Origin of the sequence: Acinetobacter sp. ANC 5045 (assembly GCF_004331005.1) — a bacterium.
Lineage (GTDB): Bacteria > Pseudomonadota > Gammaproteobacteria > Pseudomonadales > Moraxellaceae > Acinetobacter > Acinetobacter towneri.
Genome location: NZ_SJNS01000009.1, coordinates 58,175 through 82,278, shown reverse-complemented (window position 1 = coordinate 82,278; position 24,104 = coordinate 58,175). Strand labels below are relative to the sequence as shown.

Annotated in this window: 26 protein-coding genes; all 26 read left to right on the top strand. The window is 43.4% G+C overall.

All coding sequences use genetic code 11. From position 1 onward, the window contains the following. Positions 1-10 precede the first annotated feature (10 nt). The 26 genes from E0H79_RS08795 (at position 11) to E0H79_RS08670 (ending at position 24,083) form a co-directional block, all read left to right on the top strand. Complete coding sequence (locus tag E0H79_RS08795; protein ID WP_165492529.1) at positions 11-640, top strand: putative metallopeptidase; 630 nt, start codon at positions 11-13, stop codon at positions 638-640. A gap of 47 nt (positions 641-687) precedes the next feature. Beyond that, on the top strand, positions 688-1,164 hold the full coding sequence (locus E0H79_RS08790; protein WP_104852024.1) for a DUF2280 domain-containing protein: 477 nt from the start codon (positions 688-690) through the stop codon (positions 1,162-1,164). Further along, positions 1,142-2,704 carry a phage terminase large subunit gene (gene terL / locus E0H79_RS08785; protein WP_131261412.1) on the top strand — a complete coding sequence of 521 codons (1,563 nt, stop codon included), beginning with the start codon at positions 1,142-1,144 and terminating at the stop codon, positions 2,702-2,704. Before E0H79_RS08790 ends, terL begins: the two co-directional genes overlap by 23 nt. 10 nt (positions 2,705-2,714) lie before the next feature. Next, positions 2,715-4,202 carry a phage portal protein family protein gene (locus tag E0H79_RS08780; RefSeq protein ID WP_131261411.1) on the top strand — a complete coding sequence of 496 codons (1,488 nt, stop codon included), beginning with the start codon at positions 2,715-2,717 and terminating at the stop codon, positions 4,200-4,202. 213 nt (positions 4,203-4,415) lie between these two features. Beyond that, on the top strand, positions 4,416-5,621 hold the full coding sequence (locus E0H79_RS08770; RefSeq protein ID WP_131261409.1) for a phage minor head protein: 1,206 nt from the start codon (positions 4,416-4,418) through the stop codon (positions 5,619-5,621). 7 nt (positions 5,622-5,628) lie between these two features. Then, positions 5,629-6,051 carry a hypothetical protein gene (locus E0H79_RS08765; RefSeq protein ID WP_131261408.1) on the top strand — a complete coding sequence of 141 codons (423 nt, stop codon included), beginning with the start codon at positions 5,629-5,631 and terminating at the stop codon, positions 6,049-6,051. Between the two features lie 56 nt (positions 6,052-6,107). After that, positions 6,108-7,067: a hypothetical protein gene (locus tag E0H79_RS08760; RefSeq protein WP_131261407.1), complete on the top strand. Its 960-nt coding sequence runs from the start codon at positions 6,108-6,110 to the stop codon at positions 7,065-7,067. A gap of 3 nt (positions 7,068-7,070) precedes the next feature. Next, a complete protein-coding gene (locus E0H79_RS08755; protein ID WP_004973656.1) occupies positions 7,071-7,436 on the top strand; it encodes a hypothetical protein in 366 nt (121 codons plus the stop codon). Positions 7,437-7,439: 3 nt separating this feature from the next. Further along, positions 7,440-8,519: a major capsid protein gene (locus E0H79_RS08750; RefSeq protein WP_131261406.1), complete on the top strand. Its 1,080-nt coding sequence runs from the start codon at positions 7,440-7,442 to the stop codon at positions 8,517-8,519. 10 nt (positions 8,520-8,529) lie between these two features. Next, positions 8,530-8,709: a hypothetical protein gene (locus E0H79_RS08745; RefSeq protein WP_004973660.1), complete on the top strand. Its 180-nt coding sequence runs from the start codon at positions 8,530-8,532 to the stop codon at positions 8,707-8,709. Positions 8,710-8,714: 5 nt separating this feature from the next. After that, positions 8,715-9,155 (top strand): gp436 family protein, encoded by a 441-nt coding sequence (locus E0H79_RS08740; protein WP_131261405.1) that lies wholly within the window; start codon positions 8,715-8,717, stop codon positions 9,153-9,155. Between the two features lie 7 nt (positions 9,156-9,162). Further along, positions 9,163-9,660: a phage virion morphogenesis protein gene (locus E0H79_RS08735; protein ID WP_131261404.1), complete on the top strand. Its 498-nt coding sequence runs from the start codon at positions 9,163-9,165 to the stop codon at positions 9,658-9,660. Then, the gene (locus E0H79_RS08730; RefSeq protein WP_131261403.1) at positions 9,635-10,057 is read left to right on the top strand and encodes a hypothetical protein; all 423 of its coding nucleotides are present in this window, start codon (positions 9,635-9,637) and stop codon (positions 10,055-10,057) included. Before E0H79_RS08735 ends, E0H79_RS08730 begins: the two co-directional genes overlap by 26 nt. 9 nt (positions 10,058-10,066) lie before the next feature. Further along, positions 10,067-10,234: a hypothetical protein gene (locus E0H79_RS15280; protein ID WP_165492528.1), complete on the top strand. Its 168-nt coding sequence runs from the start codon at positions 10,067-10,069 to the stop codon at positions 10,232-10,234. Further along, positions 10,234-10,995 (top strand): hypothetical protein, encoded by a 762-nt coding sequence (locus E0H79_RS08725; protein WP_131261402.1) that lies wholly within the window; start codon positions 10,234-10,236, stop codon positions 10,993-10,995. The genes E0H79_RS15280 and E0H79_RS08725 overlap by 1 nt, the downstream gene beginning before the upstream one ends. Before the next feature lie 71 nt (positions 10,996-11,066). Continuing rightward, entirely contained in the window at positions 11,067-11,636 is a 570-nt protein-coding gene (locus E0H79_RS08720) for a hypothetical protein (protein ID WP_131261401.1), read from the top strand. 118 nt (positions 11,637-11,754) lie between these two features. After that, the gene (locus E0H79_RS08715) at positions 11,755-12,216 is read left to right on the top strand and encodes a PH domain-containing protein (RefSeq protein ID WP_131261400.1); all 462 of its coding nucleotides are present in this window, start codon (positions 11,755-11,757) and stop codon (positions 12,214-12,216) included. A gap of 52 nt (positions 12,217-12,268) precedes the next feature. Next, complete coding sequence (locus E0H79_RS08710) at positions 12,269-15,778, top strand: tape measure protein (protein WP_131261399.1); 3,510 nt, start codon at positions 12,269-12,271, stop codon at positions 15,776-15,778. Beyond that, positions 15,778-16,179 carry a hypothetical protein gene (locus E0H79_RS08705; RefSeq protein WP_131261398.1) on the top strand — a complete coding sequence of 134 codons (402 nt, stop codon included), beginning with the start codon at positions 15,778-15,780 and terminating at the stop codon, positions 16,177-16,179. The genes E0H79_RS08710 and E0H79_RS08705 overlap by 1 nt, the downstream gene beginning before the upstream one ends. Next, positions 16,179-18,149: a hypothetical protein gene (locus E0H79_RS08700; protein ID WP_131261397.1), complete on the top strand. Its 1,971-nt coding sequence runs from the start codon at positions 16,179-16,181 to the stop codon at positions 18,147-18,149. The genes E0H79_RS08705 and E0H79_RS08700 overlap by 1 nt, the downstream gene beginning before the upstream one ends. A gap of 11 nt (positions 18,150-18,160) precedes the next feature. Further along, positions 18,161-19,777: a hypothetical protein gene (locus E0H79_RS08695; protein WP_131261396.1), complete on the top strand. Its 1,617-nt coding sequence runs from the start codon at positions 18,161-18,163 to the stop codon at positions 19,775-19,777. Between the two features lie 53 nt (positions 19,778-19,830). Next, entirely contained in the window at positions 19,831-21,093 is a 1,263-nt protein-coding gene (locus E0H79_RS08690) for a hypothetical protein (RefSeq protein WP_131261395.1), read from the top strand. After that, positions 21,093-21,380 carry a carboxypeptidase regulatory-like domain-containing protein gene (locus tag E0H79_RS08685; RefSeq protein ID WP_131261394.1) on the top strand — a complete coding sequence of 96 codons (288 nt, stop codon included), beginning with the start codon at positions 21,093-21,095 and terminating at the stop codon, positions 21,378-21,380. The genes E0H79_RS08690 and E0H79_RS08685 overlap by 1 nt, the downstream gene beginning before the upstream one ends. Beyond that, entirely contained in the window at positions 21,377-21,763 is a 387-nt protein-coding gene (locus tag E0H79_RS08680; protein ID WP_131261393.1) for a hypothetical protein, read from the top strand. The genes E0H79_RS08685 and E0H79_RS08680 overlap by 4 nt, the downstream gene beginning before the upstream one ends. A gap of 18 nt (positions 21,764-21,781) precedes the next feature. Further along, positions 21,782-23,860: a hypothetical protein gene (locus E0H79_RS08675; RefSeq protein ID WP_131261392.1), complete on the top strand. Its 2,079-nt coding sequence runs from the start codon at positions 21,782-21,784 to the stop codon at positions 23,858-23,860. After that, positions 23,853-24,083, top strand: a complete 231-nt coding sequence (locus E0H79_RS08670) for a hypothetical protein (protein WP_045796833.1) — start codon at positions 23,853-23,855, stop codon at positions 24,081-24,083. The genes E0H79_RS08675 and E0H79_RS08670 overlap by 8 nt, the downstream gene beginning before the upstream one ends. Positions 24,084-24,104: the final 21 nt, after the last annotated feature.

Here is a 24,104-nt window from a genome sequence, read left to right as displayed (position 1 = left end):
ATGTATTGCTGTGAAACGACCAATGCCGCCTCAAAACCTGCTTGATCTTGACCCTGAAGAACCAGTGGGGTTTGAGCCTGCACACGAACTAAAAGAATGGATTTTAAAAACATTCATTGATGAAGGTGGTGAGCTACACAATCCTGATCACATGCATATATCGCCATGGGATGATGATTTATTTATGGTGCTATGGGCATCAAGTGGTTTTAAAAAGTCTGAAAAAGTTGTTTTAGGTCAGACTGAAAAGTTTGCGCCGATGGCGGGCGGCTGGCGAAAGATGCGTCAAGAAAAACAGATGATTGACTGGTTTGGTTGTGTACCGAATTTCATCATCACAATTGATGCATGGTTTGCACACAATGCCAGTGATACTGATTTTTGCGCATTGATCGAACATGAGCTGTATCACGTTGGTGCTAAAAAAGATGAAGATGGCAATTATTTGGTGAGTCAATCCACTGGTGAGTACAAGTATTACCTAAGACCACATGACGTTGAAGAATTTCACGGTGTGGTCCAGCGTTATGGTGCATCACCAGACGTTCAAAAAATGGTGGAGCTTGCAAATGACGGTCCTACAATCGGCAAGGCAAAAATTGCTCATGCATGTGGTACGTGTTTATTGAAGTTGGCTTAAATTTTTTTTGCCTGTTTTGCTAGACGTAGCTAGACAAAGGGGTGTTTATGGCAGCATTAAAAGAGCCTGTAAAAATATTTATAGTTCAAGCTCTTGCATGCCGTGATACCCCTCAAGAGGTGGCAGATCAGGTCTTGCAAGAATTTGGTGTAAAGATTGATAGAAAGCAATGCCAACTTTACGATCCAACCAAAGCGGCTGGTAAAAATCTAAGTAAGAAATTTGTCGATTTATTCCACAAGACACGCGCCGATTTTGATGCTGGCTTAATTGACATTCCAATTGCCAACAAACATTACCGCTTAAAGCAATATCAGAAGCAGCTAGAACGCAATGCAAAGAACACAGTGATGTCACTCAAGATTCTTGAGCAGGCTGCTAAAGACTGCGGTGGGCAGTTTACAAATAAACAAGAAATCACAGGCGCAGGCGGTGGGCCGATTCAGAACGAAAATACAGTAGTTGTTACTGCCACTGATGAGCAGGTAAGGCAGGCGATAAATGAACTCGAGAGTGAATATTGACCCCGTCAAATTAAAAGCAAAAAGAATCAAATGTGAAGATGAGCATTTGTTTTTTACTCGGGCATTTTTCCTGCCACGCATGGGGTTTAAATTCTTGGTGAATTGGCACCATGAATATATTGCCGATGCGATCGACAAAGTCATTAGTGGTGAAATTCCCAACCTAGTGATTAACGTCCCTCCAGGTAGTGGTAAGACTGAATTACTAACCAACCTGATTGCACGGGGGATTGGGCGTAACCAGCGTTCACGCTTTCTGTATTTGTCATATTCACAGTCCTTGGTTGAGGATGTTTCGGCCACAGCTCGAAATATTGTGAAGTCACCAGACTTTCAAGCTTTATGGCCAGTCAAAATTTCAACCAGTACCGATGCAAAAGCATCATGGAAAACCACTGTAGATGGCTATGAAGCGGGGCATGTGTATAGCGCCTCGATGGGTGGTCAGGTTACAGGGCGTCGTGCTGGTACCTTAGCTGATCTTGGGTTTACAGGGGCAATCATTCTTGATGACCCACTTAAGCCTGAGGATGCATTCAGTAAGACGGCACGTAACAAGGCAAACCGTAAGATTTTGAATACGGTCAACTCACGTAAAGCCAAGTCATCTACACCGATTATTTTGATCATGCAGCGTTTACACGTTGAGGATCCAACTAATTTTGTGATGACTGGCAACGTACCAGGTGAATGGCATCAAATCTCAATCCCTGCATTGATTGATGATGATTACATTCAGTCACTGCCTGAGCATATTCAAAAAAAGGTACCACGAGACGTTGAGCGAGACGAAAAAGGGCGTCAAAGCTATTGGCCATTGAAAGAATCATTGCAGTCATTGCTGCAGTTGGAGAAAGGTGGTCAAGACAAAGATGGCGCAACAGTTTCACGTTACACGTTCAGCAGCCAATACATGCAGCGACCTAAGAAATTAGGTGGTGATTTAATTAAGGGCGAGTGGTTTGGTGAATATCACGAATTACCTGAACTGGTTTGGCGTGCTGTATATGTGGATACCGCTCAAAAAGTCAAAGAAGAAAATGACTTCACTGTCTTTCTTTTGGTTGGTATGGGGGTAGATGGCAAACTTTATTTGATTGATCTTTTGCGCGGCAAATGGGAAGCGCCTGAGATGAATAAAAAAGCGAAAGCATTTATCGATAAACACAAGGTGTATGACTTTAGAACCAAGCCTGTTCGATACATGAAAGTTGAGGATAAGGCGCATGGAACTCAGCTAGTGCAGTCATGGCAAAAATATGGCGGTATTCCAATTATTCCTGTTCAGCGTGAAAAGGACAAATTGACCCGCTTTATGGATGTGGCGCCACACTTGGAAAACAACTTTGATGTTTATCCAGAAAATCAGAATAGATTTGTCATGCTTCCACGTAATGCAACTTGGAAGCAATCCTTCCTAGATGAGTGTGAGGCATTTAACGCCCAAATGACCCATGACCACGACGACCAAGTCGATACCTTAATTGATGCGATTGAAGATTCAGTCGTGATGTTGAATTACAGCCCACCAGCGGCATAAGGTTTTAAATATGGCTAAGAAAAAACGCAAACCCGAAAGTCAAAAGCCTGTGTCGGGTAACTTAAGTGTGCATGAAGCTGAACAGGCACTACTCAATTATTTGACTAAAATGCCTGATGTAGACGAGGTAYTGCGTAAAGCAGGTATTACTCGACATCGCTTAAAAGTCATGATGTATGACGATGAAGTATATCAGGCTATTGAGAAGCGACAGGATAAACTGGAAAGTGCTCCATGGCGGCTAGAGCCAGCGGAAGGCATAGAAACTGAAATTCTGTACGCACATCTTCGTGAATGGTGGTGTGAAATCATTTTAGGTGCACAAAACGCGCGATGGTACGGATATTCAGTGCTTGAAGGAATTTACTCCAAACCTGAAAACCCAAAGCTTCATATTCAAGGTGATACTGTCACACCTTTCATAGGCTTTGAATGGATTGGTGAAAAGCCTCTGCAATGGTATGAGCCAAAGAGTAATGGAAGTTTGCTTCTTTTAAAGAACTACAACCACACACATCAGGATCAGGAAGTAGACCAGCGTTTTAAGCATTTCTTAACACGTTGTAAATCTACATTTGAAAATCCTTATGGTGAGGCATTGCTTAGTCGTTTGTACTGGGTTTGGTTCTTTAAAACGAATGGCTTTAAGTTCTGGTCAAAATTTGTGGAAAAGTACGGTATGCCATTGTTGGTGGGCAAGTCATCTACTGGCCACAACCAAGATATGCGGGATGCATTACTAAAAGCACATGCAACTTCTGTTCTAGCGATTTCGAGTATGGACTCTGTAGAGCTGCATAGTGCATCGGCTGTGGGTAATGGCTCACAAGCGTATGAAACATTCGACAAGAATTTGGAAYGCCGTATTCAAAAGGTGGTTTTGGGTCAGACGCTCACCAGCGGTACAGATGGCGCAGGCAGCCGTGCATTGGGTGATGTGCATTTGGAAGTCCAAAATGCGAAATACCGTGCAGACATTCGGATGATTACCCCAACAGTGCAGGCGATTATTAATGCATTGTGCGATCTTAATGGCTGGAAGCGCAGACAGATTATTCTTGGTGAGGAAAAGTCACTTGAACCTGAAAAAGCGGAACGTGATGTGAAGCTTAAAAATGCTGGGGCATTCTTAACACCACAATACTTTAAGCGCGAATATGGTCTGGAAGATGGTGATCTGATTGAACCGACTTCTGTGGTACCTCATCAATTCACACACGTACCTAAGCAGGTATTCAACTTTAAAGCTAAGCCAAATAAGTTGTCAGGTGCTCAGCAGGAAGTTGAAGAACTGACCGATGGCCAAGATGATTTATCACTGTTGAGCGTGTCTGAAATTCAGCAACTGTTAAGTGAATCGGATAGTCCTGAGTCTTTGGCTTTCAATCTTGCACAGCTTATTCCGAAAGCCACTAAAACCGAGTTCACAGCCAAGTTAGATCAGGCTTTGTATGCTGCAGATATTTTGGGGTATATGGCTGCGAGCGAGGATAAGTGATGGGAAAATGTATTTCATGTCGTAAGGGTTTCAATGGTCGCAATGGGAATGGATATATGCCGTGCTCATGCGAGCCAGTAAAATCTAAATTTGTACCCGCTCCAGCGCCGTTAATTATTTCCGATCATTCACTATTTGCCGTGTACCCTTGGAAATATCGAGCTTGCTTGTATTTCGTACTTGGTTTGATGGTTGGTATTGTGGGGTGCTTGTATGCAGCCAGTTACCTTTCTTGAAGCCTTGCAATATGCACGGCAGCGCAAGATTGTATTGCCTGATGATTTTTACTCACTGGACTTAAAAACTCGGCAGATGGCAACTACGGTTAGCTTTTTGTCGAGTCTTGAGCAGATTGAAACGGTCATTAAGGCAGTGAATAAATCCATTGCAGATGGTGGTACGTTCAAGGATTTTCAGAAGCTGATTGAAGAATCTGAAATCATTTTGCCAAAGCACTATCTGGACAATGTGTTTCGTACCAATATTCAAAATGCGTATGGTCACGGGCGATGGATCCAACAAAACCGAAATAAGGCTAAACGTCCTTACTTGATGTACTCGGCTATAAATGACAGTCGCGTGCGTCCGAGTCACTTGGCTTTAGACAAGATCGTATTACCGTTTGAACATCCTTTTTGGATGACACATTACCCGCCGTTGGGTTTTCGTTGCCGCTGCACCGTAATCGCCTTAACCGAAAAGCAGGCATTGAAATACGGCATCACAGCAGATGACAAATTGCCTGATGTTGCTGAGGCTTTGGACTGGTCATCGCATCCTTTGCAATTTGGTGAGCTTGAATCACTGGTCAATAAAAAGATTGCTGATTCATCACTGGATAAAGAATATTTGCTTGAGCAAAAGCAAGTCATTCAAGCCGAGTGGACTGCATCCAAAAAGCTGACAAGCCTGTTTGCGCCCATGGATGATAAGACTCGGGATCTATTCAATACGATTGCGGATACGGTGATTCCACTTGATCCACAAATACGCCCTACTGCAATTCGGACGTTTATTGATTATGTGCAGGGCAATGATGCTGCATTGACCAGCTATTTAAATGCGTCTGCAGTTTCACTGGCTGATGATGTATTGAAACGGTGGCTGAGTGCTGACATGGCAGCAATTCAGGCTGTGGCAAGCAATAAGGCTTCAACTGTGGTGGGGACTGCGACAATTCAGCAAGTGGCAGGGTATCAACTCGGGCAAACAGTACAATTTAATGCGCCGTTGCTGATGGCTGAATCTGCAGGTGACATCGTAATTCAAATTGAGAATGCTAAAGGCCTAGGCATTGATTTAAGCAAGCTAAATGCAGGGCAAGGGGTTTTGATTCCCTTGGGTTTATCGTTTGAAGTTGTTGCGATAGAAACGAGTCAAGGTAAGCTGATCTATAGGCTTAAGCCTTTGCTGAACTAATTTAAATATGAATATGACCGCTCCTTATGGGGCGGTTTTTTTATTGAGGAATATAAAAATGAGATTTCTTGATTGTGATGGTAAATATCTGGGAGTGCTTGAAGAGGCTAAAGAGCTTCCTAAAAGCATTATTCGATCTGTGATTATCGAAACACCAGAAGAAGAACAGCAATTACGTCTATTTCTAATGGGAGCTTTAAAGGTTGATGAGCATGGTTGTCATACATTGGGTCGCCATATTGACTCAAATAGAAAGGTTTTTGGAGATGGGACATCCAAAGATGCTGACCTAAAATTCAACTATTCGCTAGATGAGAAATTACGAATCATTGATACATTGGCTTCTGCTTTAAGAGGGAGTAGTTCGGTGATTTATTCCTACACGGAAGAAGCTGAGAAAAAACTTTTAACCTTAGTTCAAAGTATTTAAATAATCGCAAGAGTTCAAAACCGCCCTAATTGGCGGTTTTTTTATGGAGCATGAAAATGCCAGTAGAGGAAACACAGGACAAATATTGCTTTCGGCTTGGTGATCTGAACGTCAATCAAGCTGAGGAAGGCAAGAAAAAACGCACCTTCTCAGGCGTGGCATATAGCGGTGAAGTGGTTACAGACCACTGGTATTGGGACCGAATTATTTTTGATTTGGACTCAATTAAAATTAAGGGGCGTATTCCCGCATTACTCGATCACTCACCACGCCAGCGTGCAGGCGTCATCAATGAACACAGCATTAATCATCAACAAGGTTTAGTCGTTTCGGGCGACTTAATGAGCAACGAGTTCGGTACCGAAGTTGCTCAGGACTCTGACGATGGTTTTCCGTGGCAAATGTCGGTTCGTATTGAGCCGTCATCAGTCGAAGAAATTCAGGCTGATGCATCTGTCACAGTTAATGGAAAAGTTCACCAAGGACCTATCACGGTATTTCGCGGTGGTCGCATTCGTGAAGTGTCTTTCTGTGCTTTGGGTGCAGATGACAACACAAACGCTGTGGCAGCCAGCCACAACCCAACACAATCTAGCAAAGAGGACACCGACGTGGACTTAGAACAAGCGAAAGCGAAAATCCAAGAATTGGAAGGTCAGGTTAATACCCTGACTGAGCAAAACAAACAGTTTGCTGCAGATAAACGTAATTCAGCCATTGATGCTTTGGCCAAAGATTTGGGCAAGGAATTTACTGCTGAAGAAAAAACCAAGTTTGCGGCTATGCCAGATGATGCATTTGATTTGATGGCAGCAACACTTAAGCAATTTGCAGCATCGACTCAACAACAACCACCTGCAGGTCAGCAGCAACAAGCACCGTTAGCAAATCCAGCATTTGCTCACTTGTTCACTCATCAAGCGAGTGCTCAAAGTGGCACGCAACCATCGGGCAATCAAGAGCATCAATTATCTGCAGGCGCTAAAGCATTTGCAGCACAGCAAAAAGGGAAGTAATCCATGACTACTGTTTCAGCTACACATGAATCACGTCCATTTAATTTGGATGTGGGTAAAACACGCCGTGTTAATGCAAAAGTCACAACTGCTACTGCATACAAAGAAGGCGACTTACTGGCGCTGTCTGCAGCAAACGTCTTAACCCAAGCGGCCGATGAGTCAAGTTGGGACGTTATTTGCGGTGCAACACTAACAGCTGCACAAGCAACTGCAGCAGCTGCAAACGGCACAGAAATCCCTGTTTATAACGGTGGGGTATTTAACATTGAGGCTGTATCAATTGCTGGCACAGCACTCGCAACAAGCAAATACGATGCAGCACGCGCTAAAGCATCTAAAAACAACATTGAATTATCAAAGGTGTAAATCATGCCACAAAGTTTTACTATTGATGGTGCTCCACTGGAGCTATTGGGCGTTGATGAATTAGCATTAATTCATTCAAATTATGAGCCGATGGATACGTGGCTTTTGGATAAGCTATTTCCTCGTCGTAAATCATTCACTACGAATGTGGTGCCTATTGCGGAGCTTGAAACTGAATCAGACATTGCTCCATTGGTTGCCCCACAGGTGCCAGGTAAGCCGTTTGACCGCACCACAGCAATTCAAGTAAGCCATGTGCAGCCAGCTTACTTGAAACCAAAGAATCAAGTCACACCTGCTACCGCATGGGATACTGCATTATTGGCGCGCTTGCGTGATGCAGGCATTATCTCAACAGGCAACAATCAGTTGAGCACAGCAGAGCAATACATGATTGCTCAGATCGAAACGATCAAGCGTAACCACGACTCGATTGATAATCGTAAAATCCTGATGGCGACTGAATTAGTCACAACTGGTCAGATTGTGCTTGAGTCAGACGACTACACTAAAAACGTGGTGTCTTTTGGTCGCGATGCATCACTTGCATTTACCCCGACAACCGCTTGGGATCAGGCAGGTGCTACACCGCTTGAAGACATGGATACCATGGCACAACGCATGTTGGATGAAGGTGGTGGTGATGCAACCATGATTCTTACAACTGGCAAAGTGTGGTCAGTGTTGGAAAATAACGCAGCATTCAAAGCCAAGTTTGTTGAGCCGTATGCAGGTATTAGCGTTCCTTATCGCCCAGGTCTAAACGCTTCACGTTCTGCGAAGTTCAAAGGCTATTTGGGTGATATTGAAATTTGGACGTATGACGCAACGTACCGACACAAAGGGCAAGTGAAACGCTTCATCCCAGTGGATTACTTTGCGCTTATTTCAGATACCAATGGTTATGTGACGCAATGTAAGATCGAAAACATCCATGCAAATGGCTTGGCTTTAGAATACTTTGACCGCCAATGGTACGAAGAAGATCCAAGCGGCATTTTACTCATGACTGAATCGGCTCCATTGGTCGTACCATCAAATAAAAATGGTATTTGTGGTGGTACTGGCTTCATCACGATTTAAGGAGTGACGCATGGCTAAATACATTGCAACGCAGTCCGTAGGGCAGTACCTACCAGGACAAACTGTCGAGGGTCTTAGTGCAGAACGTGCTAAGGCCCTTTTAGTTATGGGTGCGATTAAAGAAGTGGAAGCCGATCAAGAGGAAACTCAAGAAAAGCCTGCACGTCGTACCCGCTCAACCGCTGAGTAAGTCTTATGTATGCATCACGAGAGGATTTAGTGGCTCGGTTTGGTGTACATGAGATAGAAAATTTAGAAGCAATGCAAACAATGAGTAACGCCATTGAAAACGCATTACAGGATGCTGCAGAGGAAATCGATAGTTATGTTGCAGTCAAATATGAACTGCCATTACCTAGTATTCCGAGCACATTAAAACGTGTGGCGTGCAACATTGCGCGCTACCGACTTTACTTTCAGCAACCTACCGAAGAAGTAGACAACCGTTATAAGGCGGACATTGATTTCTTAAAGCGGGTTGCAGATGGTAAAGCTGTTCTAAATATTCTCAATGCTGAAAACCAAGTCACAGAAGAAAAACCTGTAAACAAGCCATCTACCATGCCGATCGGTACCAGCTACACGGGTGGTGTATTTGGTGATTCCACTTTAGACCTGATGCCTAGCATCAAGTGAGGTGAGCATGGCTTTTGCGATAACAATCAAGGCAGACAGTTCACCCATCGAAGCGATCTTTGCGCATTTAAACCAGTTCAACGCTGACAAATCAAAGCTATTTGATGAGATCGGTGCAGGGCTTGTTTTTAGTGTGCAGGATCGTTTTTTTACTGGGAGAGATGTAGACGGCAATCCATGGAAAATGTCATGGCGTGCAAAACTGCAAGGGGGTCAAACGCTGCGTGATACAGGGCGTTTAATGAACTCCTACACACATAATGTTTTGTCGAGTGGTGTCGAGGTCGGCACCAATGTTGAGTATGCACCGCATCTTCACTATGGCGCGACAATCCTGCCTAAGAATGGGCAGTACATTACGTTTGCAGTAGCAGGGCAATACCGCAAGGTGAAGCAATCCGTTTTGCTACCACGTACTCAGCTCGGCATAAATGCAGATGACAAGGAAATGGTTTTGGACATCGTAGGGGATTTTATTAATGACTACATTCTTCGCGGTGCGTGATGAAATCGCTGAAAAACTGAAAGAGATTGAAGATTTTCAGAAAATTTACACGCCACTTAACTCGGTAAACGTGACAGAAATGTCGCAGGTTACGCCATCTGCCCATGTGAACTTTGTGCGTATTGATCTGAAAGACTCCAAAGGCAACGGCAAGATGAATCAGATCGGGCAGCAATGGGCTGTATCTATTGCATGTCGCAATGCTCAATCACAGTTAAATGATGGTCGTGCTGTAGCGGATGAGGCGGGCGCATTGACTGAAAAGGTCATTCAGCTTTTGGCTGGATGGAAGCCTGTTGCTTCACGTATTCCGTTGCGGTTTATATCGGTGCGAGATGGTTATAGCTCAAGCTTTGCGTATATCACCATTATTTTTGAATCGGAAAAGTTTATTTAGGAGCCTTTCATGGCGAAACAATACAAAGCCTTAAAGCCTGTAGGTCGCTTTCAGGTTGGCGAATTGGTCGGTGGTCTGAATGAAGATCAGATCAAAAAGTTAATTGCTGATGGCGTAATTCAGGAAGTGAAAACCGCAGCAGCCACAACGAAGAAAGCCACAGGGGATGCTAAATAATGAGCACTCAATATATTTCGCTACAAGGTGAGTTTTACTTAGCAAAAATCACCAACGGTGTAGCAGGCGCAATGCGTCATTTGGGTAACGTACCAGAGTTTGAACTGGAAATTGGTGCTGAAGTTTTAGAGCATGTTGAATCCATGACAGGCAAGCGTACAACCGACTTCACTATGGTTCAGACTACATCGGTTAATTTCTCAGGTCAGCTTGAAAAAGTGGATAAAGAAAACTTGAAATACATTGTTTCAGGTGAAACCACAGAAGTGACCACTGATACCATTACTGACGCTGATATTGGCACTGTGGTAGCGGGTCAGGAAATTAAGCTTAATGGTTATAACTTGTCTACCGTGTCATTCAAAGACTCAACTGAAGGCACAGCAAAAACACTGACCAGTGAGCAGTACACGGTTGATGCTAAGTTCGGTACGGTTGTTTTCCATGATGTGGATGAATTGACGATGCCGATTTTGGCTACATACACCACTGGCGCTGTAACACATACAACATTGGCAGCAGACTTTGAAACAGAATATGAGTTGTTTTTCAAAGGTATTAATACGGCTACCAGTGAACACATGGCGGTTCGTTTATGGCGTACTAAAAAGTCACCTGAAACCACATTCCCATTAATCCATGAGGAATTAGGGCAATACTCAATTTCAGGTCAGGCATTATCAGATGTCACAAAACAAAGTGATGCTAAGCTTGGTTTGTACGGTCACATCGTGACAATTCCTGCAGTATCTGCACCTTAACCAACACAGGCACAAGAAAACTCCACGACGCATAAGCGTCTTTTTTTGTGCCTGTCTTTTGAGATTCCATCATGAATGATTTTTTCTTAGCAGCTAACCGCACTTTTCAATTTAGTGATATTGAAGTGAAGCAGATTCAGATGAAGTCACTGGATCTATTCAGTCAACATGCTGAAACGGTCAAAGAGTTTTTGGCAGACAAAAATTATTCAGATGAAATTTTGATTGAGTTATTTAAAGCGCATACGGTTGAAGTAATCCACACATGTGTGATGACCAGTAATTTAACAGCAGATCGTATTTTCGATATAGCAAAAGATCAGGCCTTATTTTTAGATATGCTGCGTGCTGTATTAACTGTGAATACAGCATATTTCAAACCAGAAAAACCGAAACGCCGTACCAAGCAAAGCAATGAGAAAAGCACTTGGTTTGATTCATTTCAGTATTTGATTGATTGCGGCCATCGTCACGATGACATTATGAATATGCCATACGGTGCGTTTACCCAGTATTTAAAAGCCGCTCAGCGTAATGAGCTAAGAAAAATGCGGTCTCAGGTCAATTTAATGCGTTCGGCACAACATGCTCAAAACCGTGAATTCAAGAAATTGTTGGAAGATTTGAAGGTTGTTGATTAATTTATTTTGTCAGTGACATTTTTGGTTACTATTGCTACCCTTGGCTCGTGAAATTGTTTGTCGAACAAATGATAAAAACTTAATAAATTAAAGTTTACTGATTGAAATAGAGGGTGTTATGGGTAGCTATATCGAGGAAAATTTAGCACGTGATGAGCAAATAATTATCAAAGCTCAGGTGTCTTGGTTATCTCAATTCTGGTATTTATTCTTTGGCGGTTTGCTTGTTTTGTCTGCACTAGGATCAAAAAGCATTGTGCCTGTATTGATTGGCGGTACGCTTATTGCCATAGCTGCTATTCATGTTTTAACGACTGAATTAGCACTAACCAATCGCAGAATTATTGCAAAGTCAGGCCTTATTCGCCGTAATACGATCGAACTGAAAACAAACCGTGTTGAGAGTTTAGGGGTAGATCAAAGTATTCTTGGCCGTATTTTTAATTTTGGTTCTATTGTTGTCAAAGGTGTAGGTGGTTCTCATGCACCAATTCCATATATTGCTAGACCAATGGAATTTAGACAACAAGTTAATAACTATCTAGACGAGTTGGATGATCTAGAGAAAAAAGCATCTTAGTAACTTAAACCCACTTCGGTGGGTTTTTTAATGCCTAAAATTTGAGGTCAGCATGTCAAAAAATTTAACTTTTAAACTTATCATGGACGCTGACAGCAAAGGTTTTGTTAGCGGTGTAAAACAATCTGAAAGTGTTGCGAAGTCCGTATTTGAAGCAATTAAAGCTGAGTCGGACAAATTAAAACAAAGCTCAGCTGAGGCAGCAAAAGAGCTTGGAAATATCATCCCGAAAGGTACAAGTGAATTAGCTGCTGGTTTAACTAAGTCACTCTTTAGCGCTACGGAAATAATTAAAGGTGCTGGGGATAATGCTAAGTCTACAGCAGGCAACTTTACAGATTTTGGCAACAAGTCACACAAAGCTTTAGAGTTACTAAAATCCGATTTAATAAGCGCTAAACAAAAGCTGCAAGAGTTTGCCAACTCAAATGCATCACCTGCAGATATTGAAGTTGCACAACGCCAAGTCGATCAGCTTGAAAAAGAAGTTCAGCAAGCTGACCAGGCATTTAATGATTTTCAAGCAGAAGTAGGCAGAGCAAACACGCAGCTTAAAGAAACAGATTCTGCAGCGGCATCGGCTAAAAAAGGCTTGGATGGTGCAAAGTTTGCGGTTAATGCACTCATGGGTGCAATGGCTGCCTTAGGTGTAGGGCTTGGTTTACGCGAAATAGCCGAAGCAGCAGACTCATACACAAACCTTTCAACGCGTATTCAGATTGCCACTAAAGAAGGTGGTAACTTTGAATCTGCAATGGCTGGCGTGCATCAGGTTGCCTTAGCCACAAATTCAAGCCTGCAGGCAACTGGAGACCTGTTTACAAGGATTGATTCGGTCGGTAAAGAAATGGGAATGACGCAGCAACAAGCGTTAGACCTAACCAAGACCGTGACCCAAGCAATTCAGATTGGTGGTGGTTCTGCTCAAGCCAGTGAAGCTGCAATTACACAGTTTATTCAAGCTATGCAAGGCGGTGTGCTGCGTGGTGAAGAATTTAACTCAATCATGGAAAACGGCTATGGCTTAGCTGAGGCATTAGCTAAAGGCTTGGGAGTCACTACAGGTGAACTCCGAAAAATGGCTGAAAATGGAGAGCTAACTTCCGAACGTGTGGCAAAAGCACTGCAAAGCCAAGCCGCACAAATCCAATCGACTTATGACCAATTCCCAACAACCATTGGTAATGCGCTAACCAAGATTGCAACACAGTGGCAAATCTTGATCGGCACAATGGATCAGGCGCATGGTGCAAGCTCTGTTGTAGCAGAAGCACTATCCACCATTGCAGATAACTTAGGAATTTTAAAAGTATTCTTTGATGATGTAGCAGAGGGCGTTGGATGGTTTAGAGATAAATTAGCTGAAATTGACCCTGCAACTATTGATGCAGTGCGATCAGCACTATCTGATGCCTATGATGTGGTTAAAAACCTAATCAAAAGTATGGCTGGTATAGCTGAAACAGCATGGAGCGCGTTCACTTCTACACTTGATGCCATCTCTCCGTTATTTAATGCCATGCTGAGTGGTCAGCAAAATGTTAGCGGCTTAACCACATTGTTTAATGTGTTTCGTGTAGCTTTAGGTGTGGTTTCAGATGCTGCAACTGGTTTAAATATTGGACTTAAACTCTTACTGTCAGGTCTGCAGTTTCTAGCAGGCGGTCTAACCGCTTTACAGGCAAAGGTACTTGATTTTATCGGCTTCGATACACTAGCAAAGCAAGCACAAGATGCATCCGATCGCTTATTTGCACAAGCTGAAAAAAATGCGAAAGAAGCAAATAGACTTGCTTTGGAGTCAAAGTCAGCAACGATTGCAGCACTGGAGGATATTCGTAAAACAGATGAGGAAAAAAACCAAGAGCGAATTGCTAACAGTCAAAAGACCCTTGATGAATTAAAAACTCAAGAGGAAAAGCATCGTGCTGACTATAAAGCCATTAGTGATGAGCGCATTAAACTAGAGCAGCAGTTACATGAAGCCAGAAAGTCAGGCAATCAGGCTGCAATAGATATTGCTGTTAAGGGTTTAGCCGAACTTGATGCCAAAGAAAAAGCATATCAAGCAGAAAGTAAAAAGATTACCGATGCTAAGATTGAAGCAGCTCAGGCATATATAGACTCTATGATTACGATGGATGAGCAGACATCAAAAGTAATCAGTAAGGAGAAAGAAGCCTATCTTGCAGCACAAGGTCTAAAGCTAGAGTTTGATAGCACAGGCAAAGCCATTGTGAAAGCAATGGGTGATGGTGCTATAGCCACAGATGCGCAAAGCAATGCTACAGACAAGGCACGTAAAGCTGCAGCAGCATTAGGTTTGGACTTGGATGTTTCGCTTAATCGTGTTTCTGAAAAGTTTGGCGAAAATGCAAACCAGATAGATGCATTTATTGCTGGCTTGGAAGGCTTAGGTGCGAAAGGAAAGCAGGCTGGTGAAGTTACTTACCAAGCATGGCTTAAATGGCTAGAAACAGCTAAAAGCCAAGCTGAAATTGACATGGCTAAAGCCAAGCTTGAGCAGTTTGGCGAACAAGGCAAGCTATCAACTTCGCAAGTCGAACAAGGTTTGATTGCAGTTAAGAATCAAGCACAAGGTTTGCCAGATGATATTGATCCTGTAACGGCTGCTTTTAAGCGATTAGGGATTGAGACCAAAGAGAATCTTAAACTGTCTGCACAACAGGCATTGATGGACTACATCACTATCCGCGATAGTGGTCAAGCTACAGCAGAGGGTATCCAAAAGGCTTATGAGAAAGCAGCACAAGCGGCTGCCCTATCAGGCGATCAAGCAGTAATTGCATCGGCTAATGCTGCAGGTGCAGGTCGTGACCTTCGCGTCGAAATCGACGAAACAGGCAAAGCCTCTGTTAAAGCAATGGATGATTTAACCGAAGCTAACCACCGTGTACGTGAATCAGCACGCCGTATTGGTGATGGCTATCGTGAGGCGGGGCAGATTGCACGTGAAGAAGCCAATGCAGCACAGGTGGCATGGAATAAGGCATCTCAGGAAGCAGCTCAGAAATGGGATGCGGAAATGAAACGTCAGTCCAAAGGTTTAAGCGCGGCTATCTCAGGCTATCAATCCATGAGCAAGAACGATGTAATTTCTCAGATTAAAAGCATGGGATACAGTGAAGATCAAGCTAAGAAATTGGCAGGGTCAATCTGGTCACAAGCCATGGCTACAGATCGTGATGCCAAATTTGCTGCATACGGCAAAGGCGGCAACTTGGCTATGAATAAACTCATCGAGCAAGAATTTAACAATGCTGCAGCGAAAGGTTTAACCACACAACACGGCACCAACAAGATTAATGAGTTGCTGCGTAATCTTGATATCAGAAGTACTGGCAGCACAAAGGTCAATGACTATGCACCTTCTATTTCTGAGCCGAAAGTCCGCGATCTGCAGAATGACACATCAACCAAAAATGTGCGCTTTGAGTTTGTTTCAGGCGGTAAACGCTTTGAAATGCTCGGCTCACAAGAAGATGGCGACACAATGGAAAGTATCTTGCGTGAATTTGAAATGCTGAAAAAGGCAATGTAATGAAATTAATACGCTTAACAACATCTGAAACCATCTCATTAGAAGATGGTTTTTTATGGTCTGATGAATTTGAATGGAAGCCAAAAGAGCAAACATTGGAGCGTGCCATTAGTGGTGCAGCCATTATTCAAGAAGGTATTAAGGTTGGTGCTCGACCTATCACTTTAACGCCCGATAGCAACCGCGGTTGGGCAAAGTTAAGTGACGTACGCAAGTTGCAGGAATGGTCAGCATTAAGCGAGAAATTTCGTTTGCAGTTTGAATGGCCACATGACAATCGGCAATTTGATGTGATTTTTAATCATCAAGATACAGCACTGGAAGCGGTTAGCGTATGGGGTTCACCTGCGACCAGTTCAGATGAAATGATGCGTTTAACGCTAAGGTTTTGGAGCGAATAATGGCGATAGAAACAAAAGACTTAGTGCTCTATAAATCAGAGCGATTAACTGACACAGACGATGGTGGCGGTAAATATTCAGGTCAGGTCATCGTGGATGGCCAGAGTAATAACCTGTTTAACGACGTGTCAGAGATGGATCGAACCATGGGCGATGTATCCATGCGTAAAATCTTTCCTGCGGTGATTACTGAAGACACGGACGCATTGATGGGGGCAACGGTATTCATCTCTGAAAACCCACAGGATCCAAATGTGTCGGCCTTATTGTTCAGTACAAGAAGCTGGACAGATGAACGCCGTAGTGCCCAAAACCGAGTTGAAAACTACTTGGCGAAAGGTGGGCAGATTGCAGGCACACCGCTTGATACACACTGGCAAGGCATGAAGCAGCTACAAGTGGCCATGTTTCCGCAAGAAACTGAGTCAAGTGTAGGCGATACCATTGTACTTGTCAGCGATGAGGGCAAAGCACTTGAGTTCGAGCAATATGTGCGTATTACCAAAGTGGAAACACGTATTGCAATCATGGTGGTTGATAATAAAAACGTGGAATACAAGATTGCCACTTACACCATCAATGACCCGCTAGAGCGTGATTTTGTCGGCTTGACGGCACGGCAGTGGTACGGTGGCAACACGCCATCTAAAACCATCATTCGTGAATCATTGGTAGCCGATACAGGCGAATATTGTGCATCGGTAAAATTGGCATCGGATGCGCAAGTAGGTGAGTTCACTGTGAACGCATCTAGCATGTTTACACAGTTGATTCCATCTGCTCAGACTGAAACCCCGATTATTGATGTGAATGCGGCAGGTGAAAGCATTATTTTAGTCCCTGGTAGCGATGGCACCATTACCGCAAACTTCCCAACTACTGTAGGCGTCAGTCAAAACTTGTATTTAGGTTCGAGCGTGATGCCCTCAAGCATTGCGTTTACATTGTTTGGTCAGCCTGTAAGCGATCAAGGTGGCTTGCTTAAAAACAGTCAAGGCACACAAGTTGGAACGATTGATTATCAGCGTGGCTTGATACAGTGGACTTCTGCTGCAGGTGCAGGCTCAACCACATTAGAAATCACTTTTACGCCTGCTGCAGCGCCTAGACAATATTTTCAAAGCTATGCGATTCCTGTTACGCAAAACAGCCAAAGCACCAACTGGACAGGCGTATTAATTCCAATCCCTGCGCCTGGCAGTTTATCGCTGTCTTATATGTCGCAAGGCAAGTTTTATGAGCTAAAAGACGATGGATCAGGTCAATTAAAAGGTGTTCACAGCTCCTTTGGCTCAGGCATGATTAACTATGAAACAGGCTCATTCTTGCTGACCACAGGTGCTTTGCCTGATGTGGATACGCCAATTTTGGCACACTGGGGCACACCGATTGTGACCTTTGTACGAGCAGGTTTGCATGTAGAGAAAGCAGGCTTTGATTTTGATCTTGGACAAACAGGTATTGCTACAGGTATTACTGTGACGTGGGTGTTAGAAGGTGAAACTAAAACCGCATCTAGCAATGCAAAAGGCTTGTTTACAGGCGATGCGACAGGATACGTCAATTACGCAACAGGTACAGGTCGGATTATCCCAAACAAATTGCCGCAGAAAAACACGCAATTCAACATCATATACAGTTTTGGTCCACAACTCGACCAAACCAAATCCGCGATACCTGATGCTAGCCAACAACTGACGTTTACCATCGGCACAGGCTTAAGCATTCAACCGAGCAGTGTGGCTTTAGGGATTCCAGTGACAGATTTATCTGGTCTAAATACGCTCACTGTGCATCTTAAAGACGACCCAACAGGCGGCAATATGGGTAATCTAATTAACGATGCAGGTGATATTCAGGGCACGATTGATTACAACACAGGTCAGTGCATTGTGACGCCAACAGCCTCATACAAAACATTTAACTATGTGTACGAAGCTCGATTTAACGCAACTTATGCGTCTGCATAGAGGTGGTTTAAATGGCTTTTTATTCTCCAGTTACATCCCAAATTAGTGGCACGACACAAGAATTTCGGGCTTATAACGAAACATCTATTTCAGTGAAATACCGTGATAGCTCAGGCGTAAACCAAAGCAGCACCATTGCTGTGGCTGATAAGTTACGGCTTGATCTATCATCAGGTTATGACGAGCAGATTTTGACAGGCTCAGCACGCTTTAGAGTGGGCGCTGATACTTTCTTAGATCGTGATGGGCAGCTTTATCGCAATGTAGACCCATCGAATAATAGTGGTATTGCGTCAGGTTCTATTCAGTACGGCACAGGTCAGGTTGAAATTGAGTCATGGACGCCAAACGGTGACAACACTGTTAGCTTAGACTCGCTAACGACTACAACCGATTTGCCACCAATGAATCAAATCAGCTTTAGAACACCTGTGATTCCAATACGCCCTCAGTCTTTGACTGTGGTTGTAGCATCATTGGAACATGGTCAATTAACACTAACAACAGATGAAAACGGTGTGATTGAAACAAGCCTTGCGCATGGCAGGATTAATCACGACACAGGTTTTGTGGATATTTACTTCTACGATAAAACCGAGATTACCGAAGCCAATCGTGCAGAAATTGTTGCTAAAGACTGGTATGACGCGCGCATGGAGTATGAGGAACTAGGCAAAACGTACATTAACGTGCCAGTTTGGATTGATGGCTCATCGGTGCGTTATAACGCAATTGCTTATACCTATATTCCGCTTGATTCTGAAATTCTAGGTTTGTCTGCAACACGATTGCCCCTTGATGGGCGTGTACCTATTTTTCGAGTCGGCGACATTGGTATCGTCAGCTCAAGCAAGTCACAGGAATTACCAAGCCATGTTGCAGGTCAGGTTTATGACTTAAATGACCAGCGCATTTCATGGTGTGAATTGGAAGATAGCCAAGGGACGAAAGTGCCATTCGATATGTATGTAGTCGATTATGACTATGGCAAAGTCACATTAAACGGTGATTTCGCTTTGAATACTTTGGTTGCACCACTCACTGCTAAATACCGCTATCAGGACATGGGCTTGATTCGTGATGTGCAGATTAGTGGACAACTAACCTTTACCAAGCCTTTAACTCACAACTACGCTGCAGCAGACACGATCGTGGGTTCGGCTTTGGTCATTGGTGATATGCAGTCACGCTACACACGGAAATTTGTGCAGCAATCTTGGAACAATGCTTGGGCGGATGAAGCCACAGGTAGCGGTATTTCAGCCAACTATAACGATGCGTTATATCCAATTGCTGTGACGAACAAAGGTGCAATTCAGGAACGCTGGGCTTTAATTTTCACAGACAATACTAATTTCCGCTGTGTCGGTGAATACTCAGGACAGATTGGCACAGGTAGCGTAAATGCTGACTTTGCTCCAATTAACCCCGTGACTGGCTTACCGTATTTCACAGTGAAAAAAGAAGGTTGGGGCGCAGGTTGGGCAAACGGTAACGTGCTGCGCTTCAATACTGTTGCTGCAAACTTCCCTGTTTGGGTGATTCGCACTGTGAAGCAATCTGAGCCAACTGTCATGTCAGATCAGTTCCAAATCATGCTGCGTGGTGACATTGACCGCATTGTTTAAAACCTAAATCAATTACGGCCGCTTTGAGCGGTCTTTTTTATGAGTAAATGAAAATGGTCGCAAGTACAGATATTAAATTTTATGTGCATACCAACAATAATGCACCACAGCTTGAAAATGCTTACGGCAGTATGATTAATGTGCTGGATGCATGCTTGATCGATGGCATTCAAATAGGAGCTGTAAACTCACTTACAGCATCGGGAAATACGGTAACAGCAACGTTTGGGACTGCACACAATTTAATGCAGTACCAAGTGATTAAAATTACGGGTGCGAACCAACCAGAATTCAATGGTGAGCATCGTATTCTATCTATCCCTGATACAAGCTCATTTACATTTGAATTGGCCGCAGCACCGAGCGTATCCACTGCAACAGGTACAATCAGCGCATCATTACCGCCACTTGGTTGGGAAAAACCATTTAGCAGCACAAATGAGGCTGGTGGCGGCAAGGCTGCTTATCGCTCTTTGAATTTATTATTACCAAGCCGTCCATTCTTGCGTGTTGTTGATGAGCCTGATCCTGCTTACAACACGGCTTATGCAAAATTTGCGAAGGTCGGTATCGTTGAGGATATGACTGATATTGATACGATGCTTGGTGTACAAGCACCATTTGATGCGTTAAATCCTAACAAAAACTGGGTGGGTACAGGCTCAGGAACGAGTGTAATAAATGGTTGGGCAAGATGGTATTATGCGAGAAATACGACAGCAAATGCGGCAAATGCGGGTGATAGCAGCCCTCCATCAGCTGGCAGCCGACCATTCATTCTTATAGGTACTAAAGATGTATTTTATATTTTGTGCGGAATGACAACAGCGGATAACACTAAGCTAGGATATGGGTTTGGAGCGTTTGAGAGCTTGATTCCAGCAGATACCAGCAATACATTTTTATCATCAACATTGATAAATGTTGCGGCAGGTCTATCTACGAGTCGCGCAATGAATACACCTCTTGCAAACTCAAGTGCAAATCTTGCGCTACAGAGAAATCACCTTCAGCAAATGACTCCAGTATTTTCAGCAAAAGCAATATCAATCAAGCTAAGCACAAATTCAGTTGATTACTCTGGTGAAGGTAATTGGATTGATACACCGTCAAATGCCAACCAAATTCCTTGCGCTGATGTATTTGTCACTGATGGTAGCTTGAGGGGAAAGTTACCTTTAATGAAATGGCTATTTCAGAATCGCCCGTACGCTAATTACAATTTTATTGATTATGGTGAACAGTCTTATATTGCTCTTGATGTGGCATCAGGCTCATCAGCAAGCATAGGTCAAATTTTAATAAGGGTGATTTAATGCTGACGAATATTGAGTTATTTTCAATGCAACCTATAGATGTAAATCCTGTTGTTTATCAAAAAGGATTGAGCATAAAAGGCCAAATTAAAGAAGGCGGTAATAATATTCCATGCCGTGTTAGGCTGTTTAATAAATTGACAGGTCGGATTGTTAGAGATATCACAACTGATCAGCATGGTAACTATGAATTTGACCATTTGCTACATTCAATTTTTTTTGTGGTTGCCCATCATCCATCCTCTAAATTCAATGCAGTCATTCAAGATAACGTGGTGCCAAAATGAGTAAAACATCAGTCAAAGCTCGGCTTGCCATGATTCAAGTCTTTTCAGAATTTATGGATAACGGTAGCCAAAGTGCTACCGTTATTTTTTATGAAGGTGTGCAGCCATTGGATCCATCGGTGGCAGCAGATTCAAACAATGCTTTGGTGACGTTGGTATTTCCTGAGCCTTGCATCAAAGAAACCACGGCAACCTATGTTGAGTTTCATCCAACCGATACAGGCAATGTGACTAAGTCAGGCACTGCAACATGGGCACGGATTTATAACGGTGCAGGTGAAGTGGCAGCAGATCTAACCGTGGGTACTGACATTACGCTAGCCAATACCAGCTTAGTTGTTGGCGGCACACTGTTTATCCAGTCCATCAAACTTAGACCTTAATTTGAAAAGGGTGCTCATGTGGATTTTAAAAATAAGCTCGGCACCGTTGATGCGCACAATCTAAACCTAAATTTTAAGCCTGACAATACCGACAGCCACAACATCATTCTCAATTTTGAGCACCTAGCCGATGGCTCAACCAATCTCAATTTTGGTGATGATGTATCTGCTGTAATCGACACAGTATTAGATGCTGAGTTTAGTTTTGAAATCACAGCCATCTATGCAGACAGCGGGGTAAACACCGCCGTTATAGATACTGTGCTGGATACTGCATTCAGCTTTGAAGTTGTTGCAGTCTTTGAAGAAAATACCGATGTCATCGGGCAGATTGATACTGTCTTAGACACCAGTTTTAGCTTTGAGATTGTTGCGGAATTTGCAGAAAACCTATGCATTATTGATACGGTTTTAGATACTGCGTTCTTGTTTGAAATTGATGCTGTATTCGATATTAACCACATCGTCGGCGTGTCCTATGCCTTTGATGCTGGTTATCAAAAGGCCATTACAGCATTAAGTTCCACGGAAATACCATGGGCGAAGCCAATTTTAAGAGTCTCAAATGAGGCTCTTTTTTATGACCAAGGTTTGGTGCTCAGTCAGCAAGCTATGGTGGGTTTTGATCGTTCTGATTCGCTTACACAAGCCGTCAGAATTGAACACGAGAAAGCCACTGGCCTGCAGACTGATGCGTATTTAGTTTGGCAAACAGGTGATAAGCGATTCATTCACAAGAGTTACTTATTTGATGAAACCCTGAAGTTGCGTATCAATCGAATCACAGACTGGCACGAAATGATTCGTAAGCGCCGCACGGTCACTTATGCGCATGAAGTGGCACACGTCTTTGAAAAGCATTTCACGTTTGAGTGGGACAAAGGCTTGGAGCTTGTCACGACTGATGATTTAGCATGGGAAAAAGCTAAGGCGATTCATTATCGCAAGCATCCGATTCAACCATGGCCACAACCTGAATTGCCGCAATTCGAAGGCACAGGCGATTTAAATTTCGTTTGTCTATGCAATGAAGTTGATGCGCACAACGTCATTTTAAACTTTGGGGTTGATGACTGTATTCCCGCAATTCCAAATCAAAATTGGTGGTATATCTTGAATAATTTATCTGTGACACGGCTTGATAATGATGCAGAAATTTTGGTGTATGACGGAAGCTATCGTTCAGACCGCAGCAGTTGGGCATGGTCGTATAGCTTAACTGTGCCGCATACTGAAATTGCCAAACTTGAGCCAATTAACGGCCAACCAGTGATTTTAAAAATCATGGTCAATGGGCATGAGCATCACATGCTACTTGAGAATCGCACACGCTCACGCAAGTTCGGCAATATCACTTATGTACTCACAGGTCGCAGTCAAACCGCTTTACTTGATGCGCCGTATGCGCCGTTACGCTCGTTTTTACAAGAGAATGAGCGTACATCGGTACAACTTGCACAAGCTGAATTGGATCGTGTATTTAGCGATACTGTGCTGAATTGGCAATTGATTGACGACCTAGGCTGGATTGTAGCAAACAACAGTTTAAGTTATTCCAATCTTGCGCCAATCACAGCCATTAAGCTGATTGCAGAAAGTGGTGGTGGTTTTGTATATAGCGAAAAGGGGAGTAATACGCTTTCCCTTAAACCGCTTTATAAAAAGACATTTTGGGATACGTTCACGGTAGATGATTACGACAGATTGGTACCTGAGTCATTGGTCACCAGTCAGTCCACAGATTATGAGCATTATCCCGATTACAACGGCATCACACTGACAAACGATAGAGCGGGTAAGCAAGGGCAGATCAAACGCACAGGTACCGCAGCAGATGTGCTATTGCCACCTGAAAACAATCCTTTATTTGATGTGGTCAGTATGGGGGCTTTTGGTAAAGCCAAACTAGCCAAGGCAGGCATGATAGAAACACACACATTAACTATGCCGATTTCTGCAGAAGTGGGTGAGTGCGCACCTGGAGAAGTTTTTGCATTTAATGCCCAGTGGTGGGGGATTGTTGAAAGTGTCAGCGTGTCATTCAGTCATGCCAAAGTGAATCAAACTGTCAAAGTGGAGCGTGTGAATCGTGAGTAATGCACTGCAGCGGCTGATTGATTTAATGCCTAAAGCGCCTGAGTTTGTGGGGCAAATCACGCATGAGAATCACCCAAATTATAAGGTTTTGGTTGTGGATGGTTCAGGGCTAGTGATGTGTACCAGCACCACCCGTTACAACGTCGGTTCAACGGTTTTTATATCAAACGGGGAGATTAAACGCTTGGCGGCAAGCGGTGATGTAGTTCAGATCGAAGTGTGAATTTTTAAATTGAAGCAAGCG

Bases quoted from the DNA above. Each gene is read 5' to 3' on its own strand.
- E0H79_RS08790 (WP_104852024.1), top strand. From the start codon at position 688: ATGGCAGCATTAAAAGAGCCTGTAAAAATATTTATAGTTCAAGCTCTT.
- terL (WP_131261412.1), top strand. From the start codon at position 1,142: ATGAACTCGAGAGTGAATATTGACCCCGTCAAATTAAAAGCAAAAAGA.
- E0H79_RS08770 (WP_131261409.1), top strand. From the start codon at position 4,416: ATGCAGCCAGTTACCTTTCTTGAAGCCTTGCAATATGCACGGCAGCGC.
- E0H79_RS08765 (WP_131261408.1), top strand. From the start codon at position 5,629: ATGAATATGACCGCTCCTTATGGGGCGGTTTTTTTATTGAGGAATATA.
- E0H79_RS08760 (WP_131261407.1), top strand. From the start codon at position 6,108: ATGCCAGTAGAGGAAACACAGGACAAATATTGCTTTCGGCTTGGTGAT.
- E0H79_RS08755 (WP_004973656.1), top strand. From the start codon at position 7,071: ATGACTACTGTTTCAGCTACACATGAATCACGTCCATTTAATTTGGAT.
- E0H79_RS08750 (WP_131261406.1), top strand. From the start codon at position 7,440: ATGCCACAAAGTTTTACTATTGATGGTGCTCCACTGGAGCTATTGGGC.
- E0H79_RS08745 (WP_004973660.1), top strand. From the start codon at position 8,530: ATGGCTAAATACATTGCAACGCAGTCCGTAGGGCAGTACCTACCAGGA.
- E0H79_RS08740 (WP_131261405.1), top strand. From the start codon at position 8,715: ATGTATGCATCACGAGAGGATTTAGTGGCTCGGTTTGGTGTACATGAG.
- E0H79_RS08735 (WP_131261404.1), top strand. From the start codon at position 9,163: ATGGCTTTTGCGATAACAATCAAGGCAGACAGTTCACCCATCGAAGCG.
- E0H79_RS08730 (WP_131261403.1), top strand. From the start codon at position 9,635: ATGACTACATTCTTCGCGGTGCGTGATGAAATCGCTGAAAAACTGAAA.
- E0H79_RS15280 (WP_165492528.1), top strand. From the start codon at position 10,067: ATGGCGAAACAATACAAAGCCTTAAAGCCTGTAGGTCGCTTTCAGGTT.
- E0H79_RS08725 (WP_131261402.1), top strand. From the start codon at position 10,234: ATGAGCACTCAATATATTTCGCTACAAGGTGAGTTTTACTTAGCAAAA.
- E0H79_RS08720 (WP_131261401.1), top strand. From the start codon at position 11,067: ATGAATGATTTTTTCTTAGCAGCTAACCGCACTTTTCAATTTAGTGAT.
- E0H79_RS08715 (WP_131261400.1), top strand. From the start codon at position 11,755: ATGGGTAGCTATATCGAGGAAAATTTAGCACGTGATGAGCAAATAATT.
- E0H79_RS08710 (WP_131261399.1), top strand. From the start codon at position 12,269: ATGTCAAAAAATTTAACTTTTAAACTTATCATGGACGCTGACAGCAAA.
- E0H79_RS08705 (WP_131261398.1), top strand. From the start codon at position 15,778: ATGAAATTAATACGCTTAACAACATCTGAAACCATCTCATTAGAAGAT.
- E0H79_RS08700 (WP_131261397.1), top strand. From the start codon at position 16,179: ATGGCGATAGAAACAAAAGACTTAGTGCTCTATAAATCAGAGCGATTA.
- E0H79_RS08695 (WP_131261396.1), top strand. From the start codon at position 18,161: ATGGCTTTTTATTCTCCAGTTACATCCCAAATTAGTGGCACGACACAA.
- E0H79_RS08690 (WP_131261395.1), top strand. From the start codon at position 19,831: ATGGTCGCAAGTACAGATATTAAATTTTATGTGCATACCAACAATAAT.
- E0H79_RS08685 (WP_131261394.1), top strand. From the start codon at position 21,093: ATGCTGACGAATATTGAGTTATTTTCAATGCAACCTATAGATGTAAAT.
- E0H79_RS08680 (WP_131261393.1), top strand. From the start codon at position 21,377: ATGAGTAAAACATCAGTCAAAGCTCGGCTTGCCATGATTCAAGTCTTT.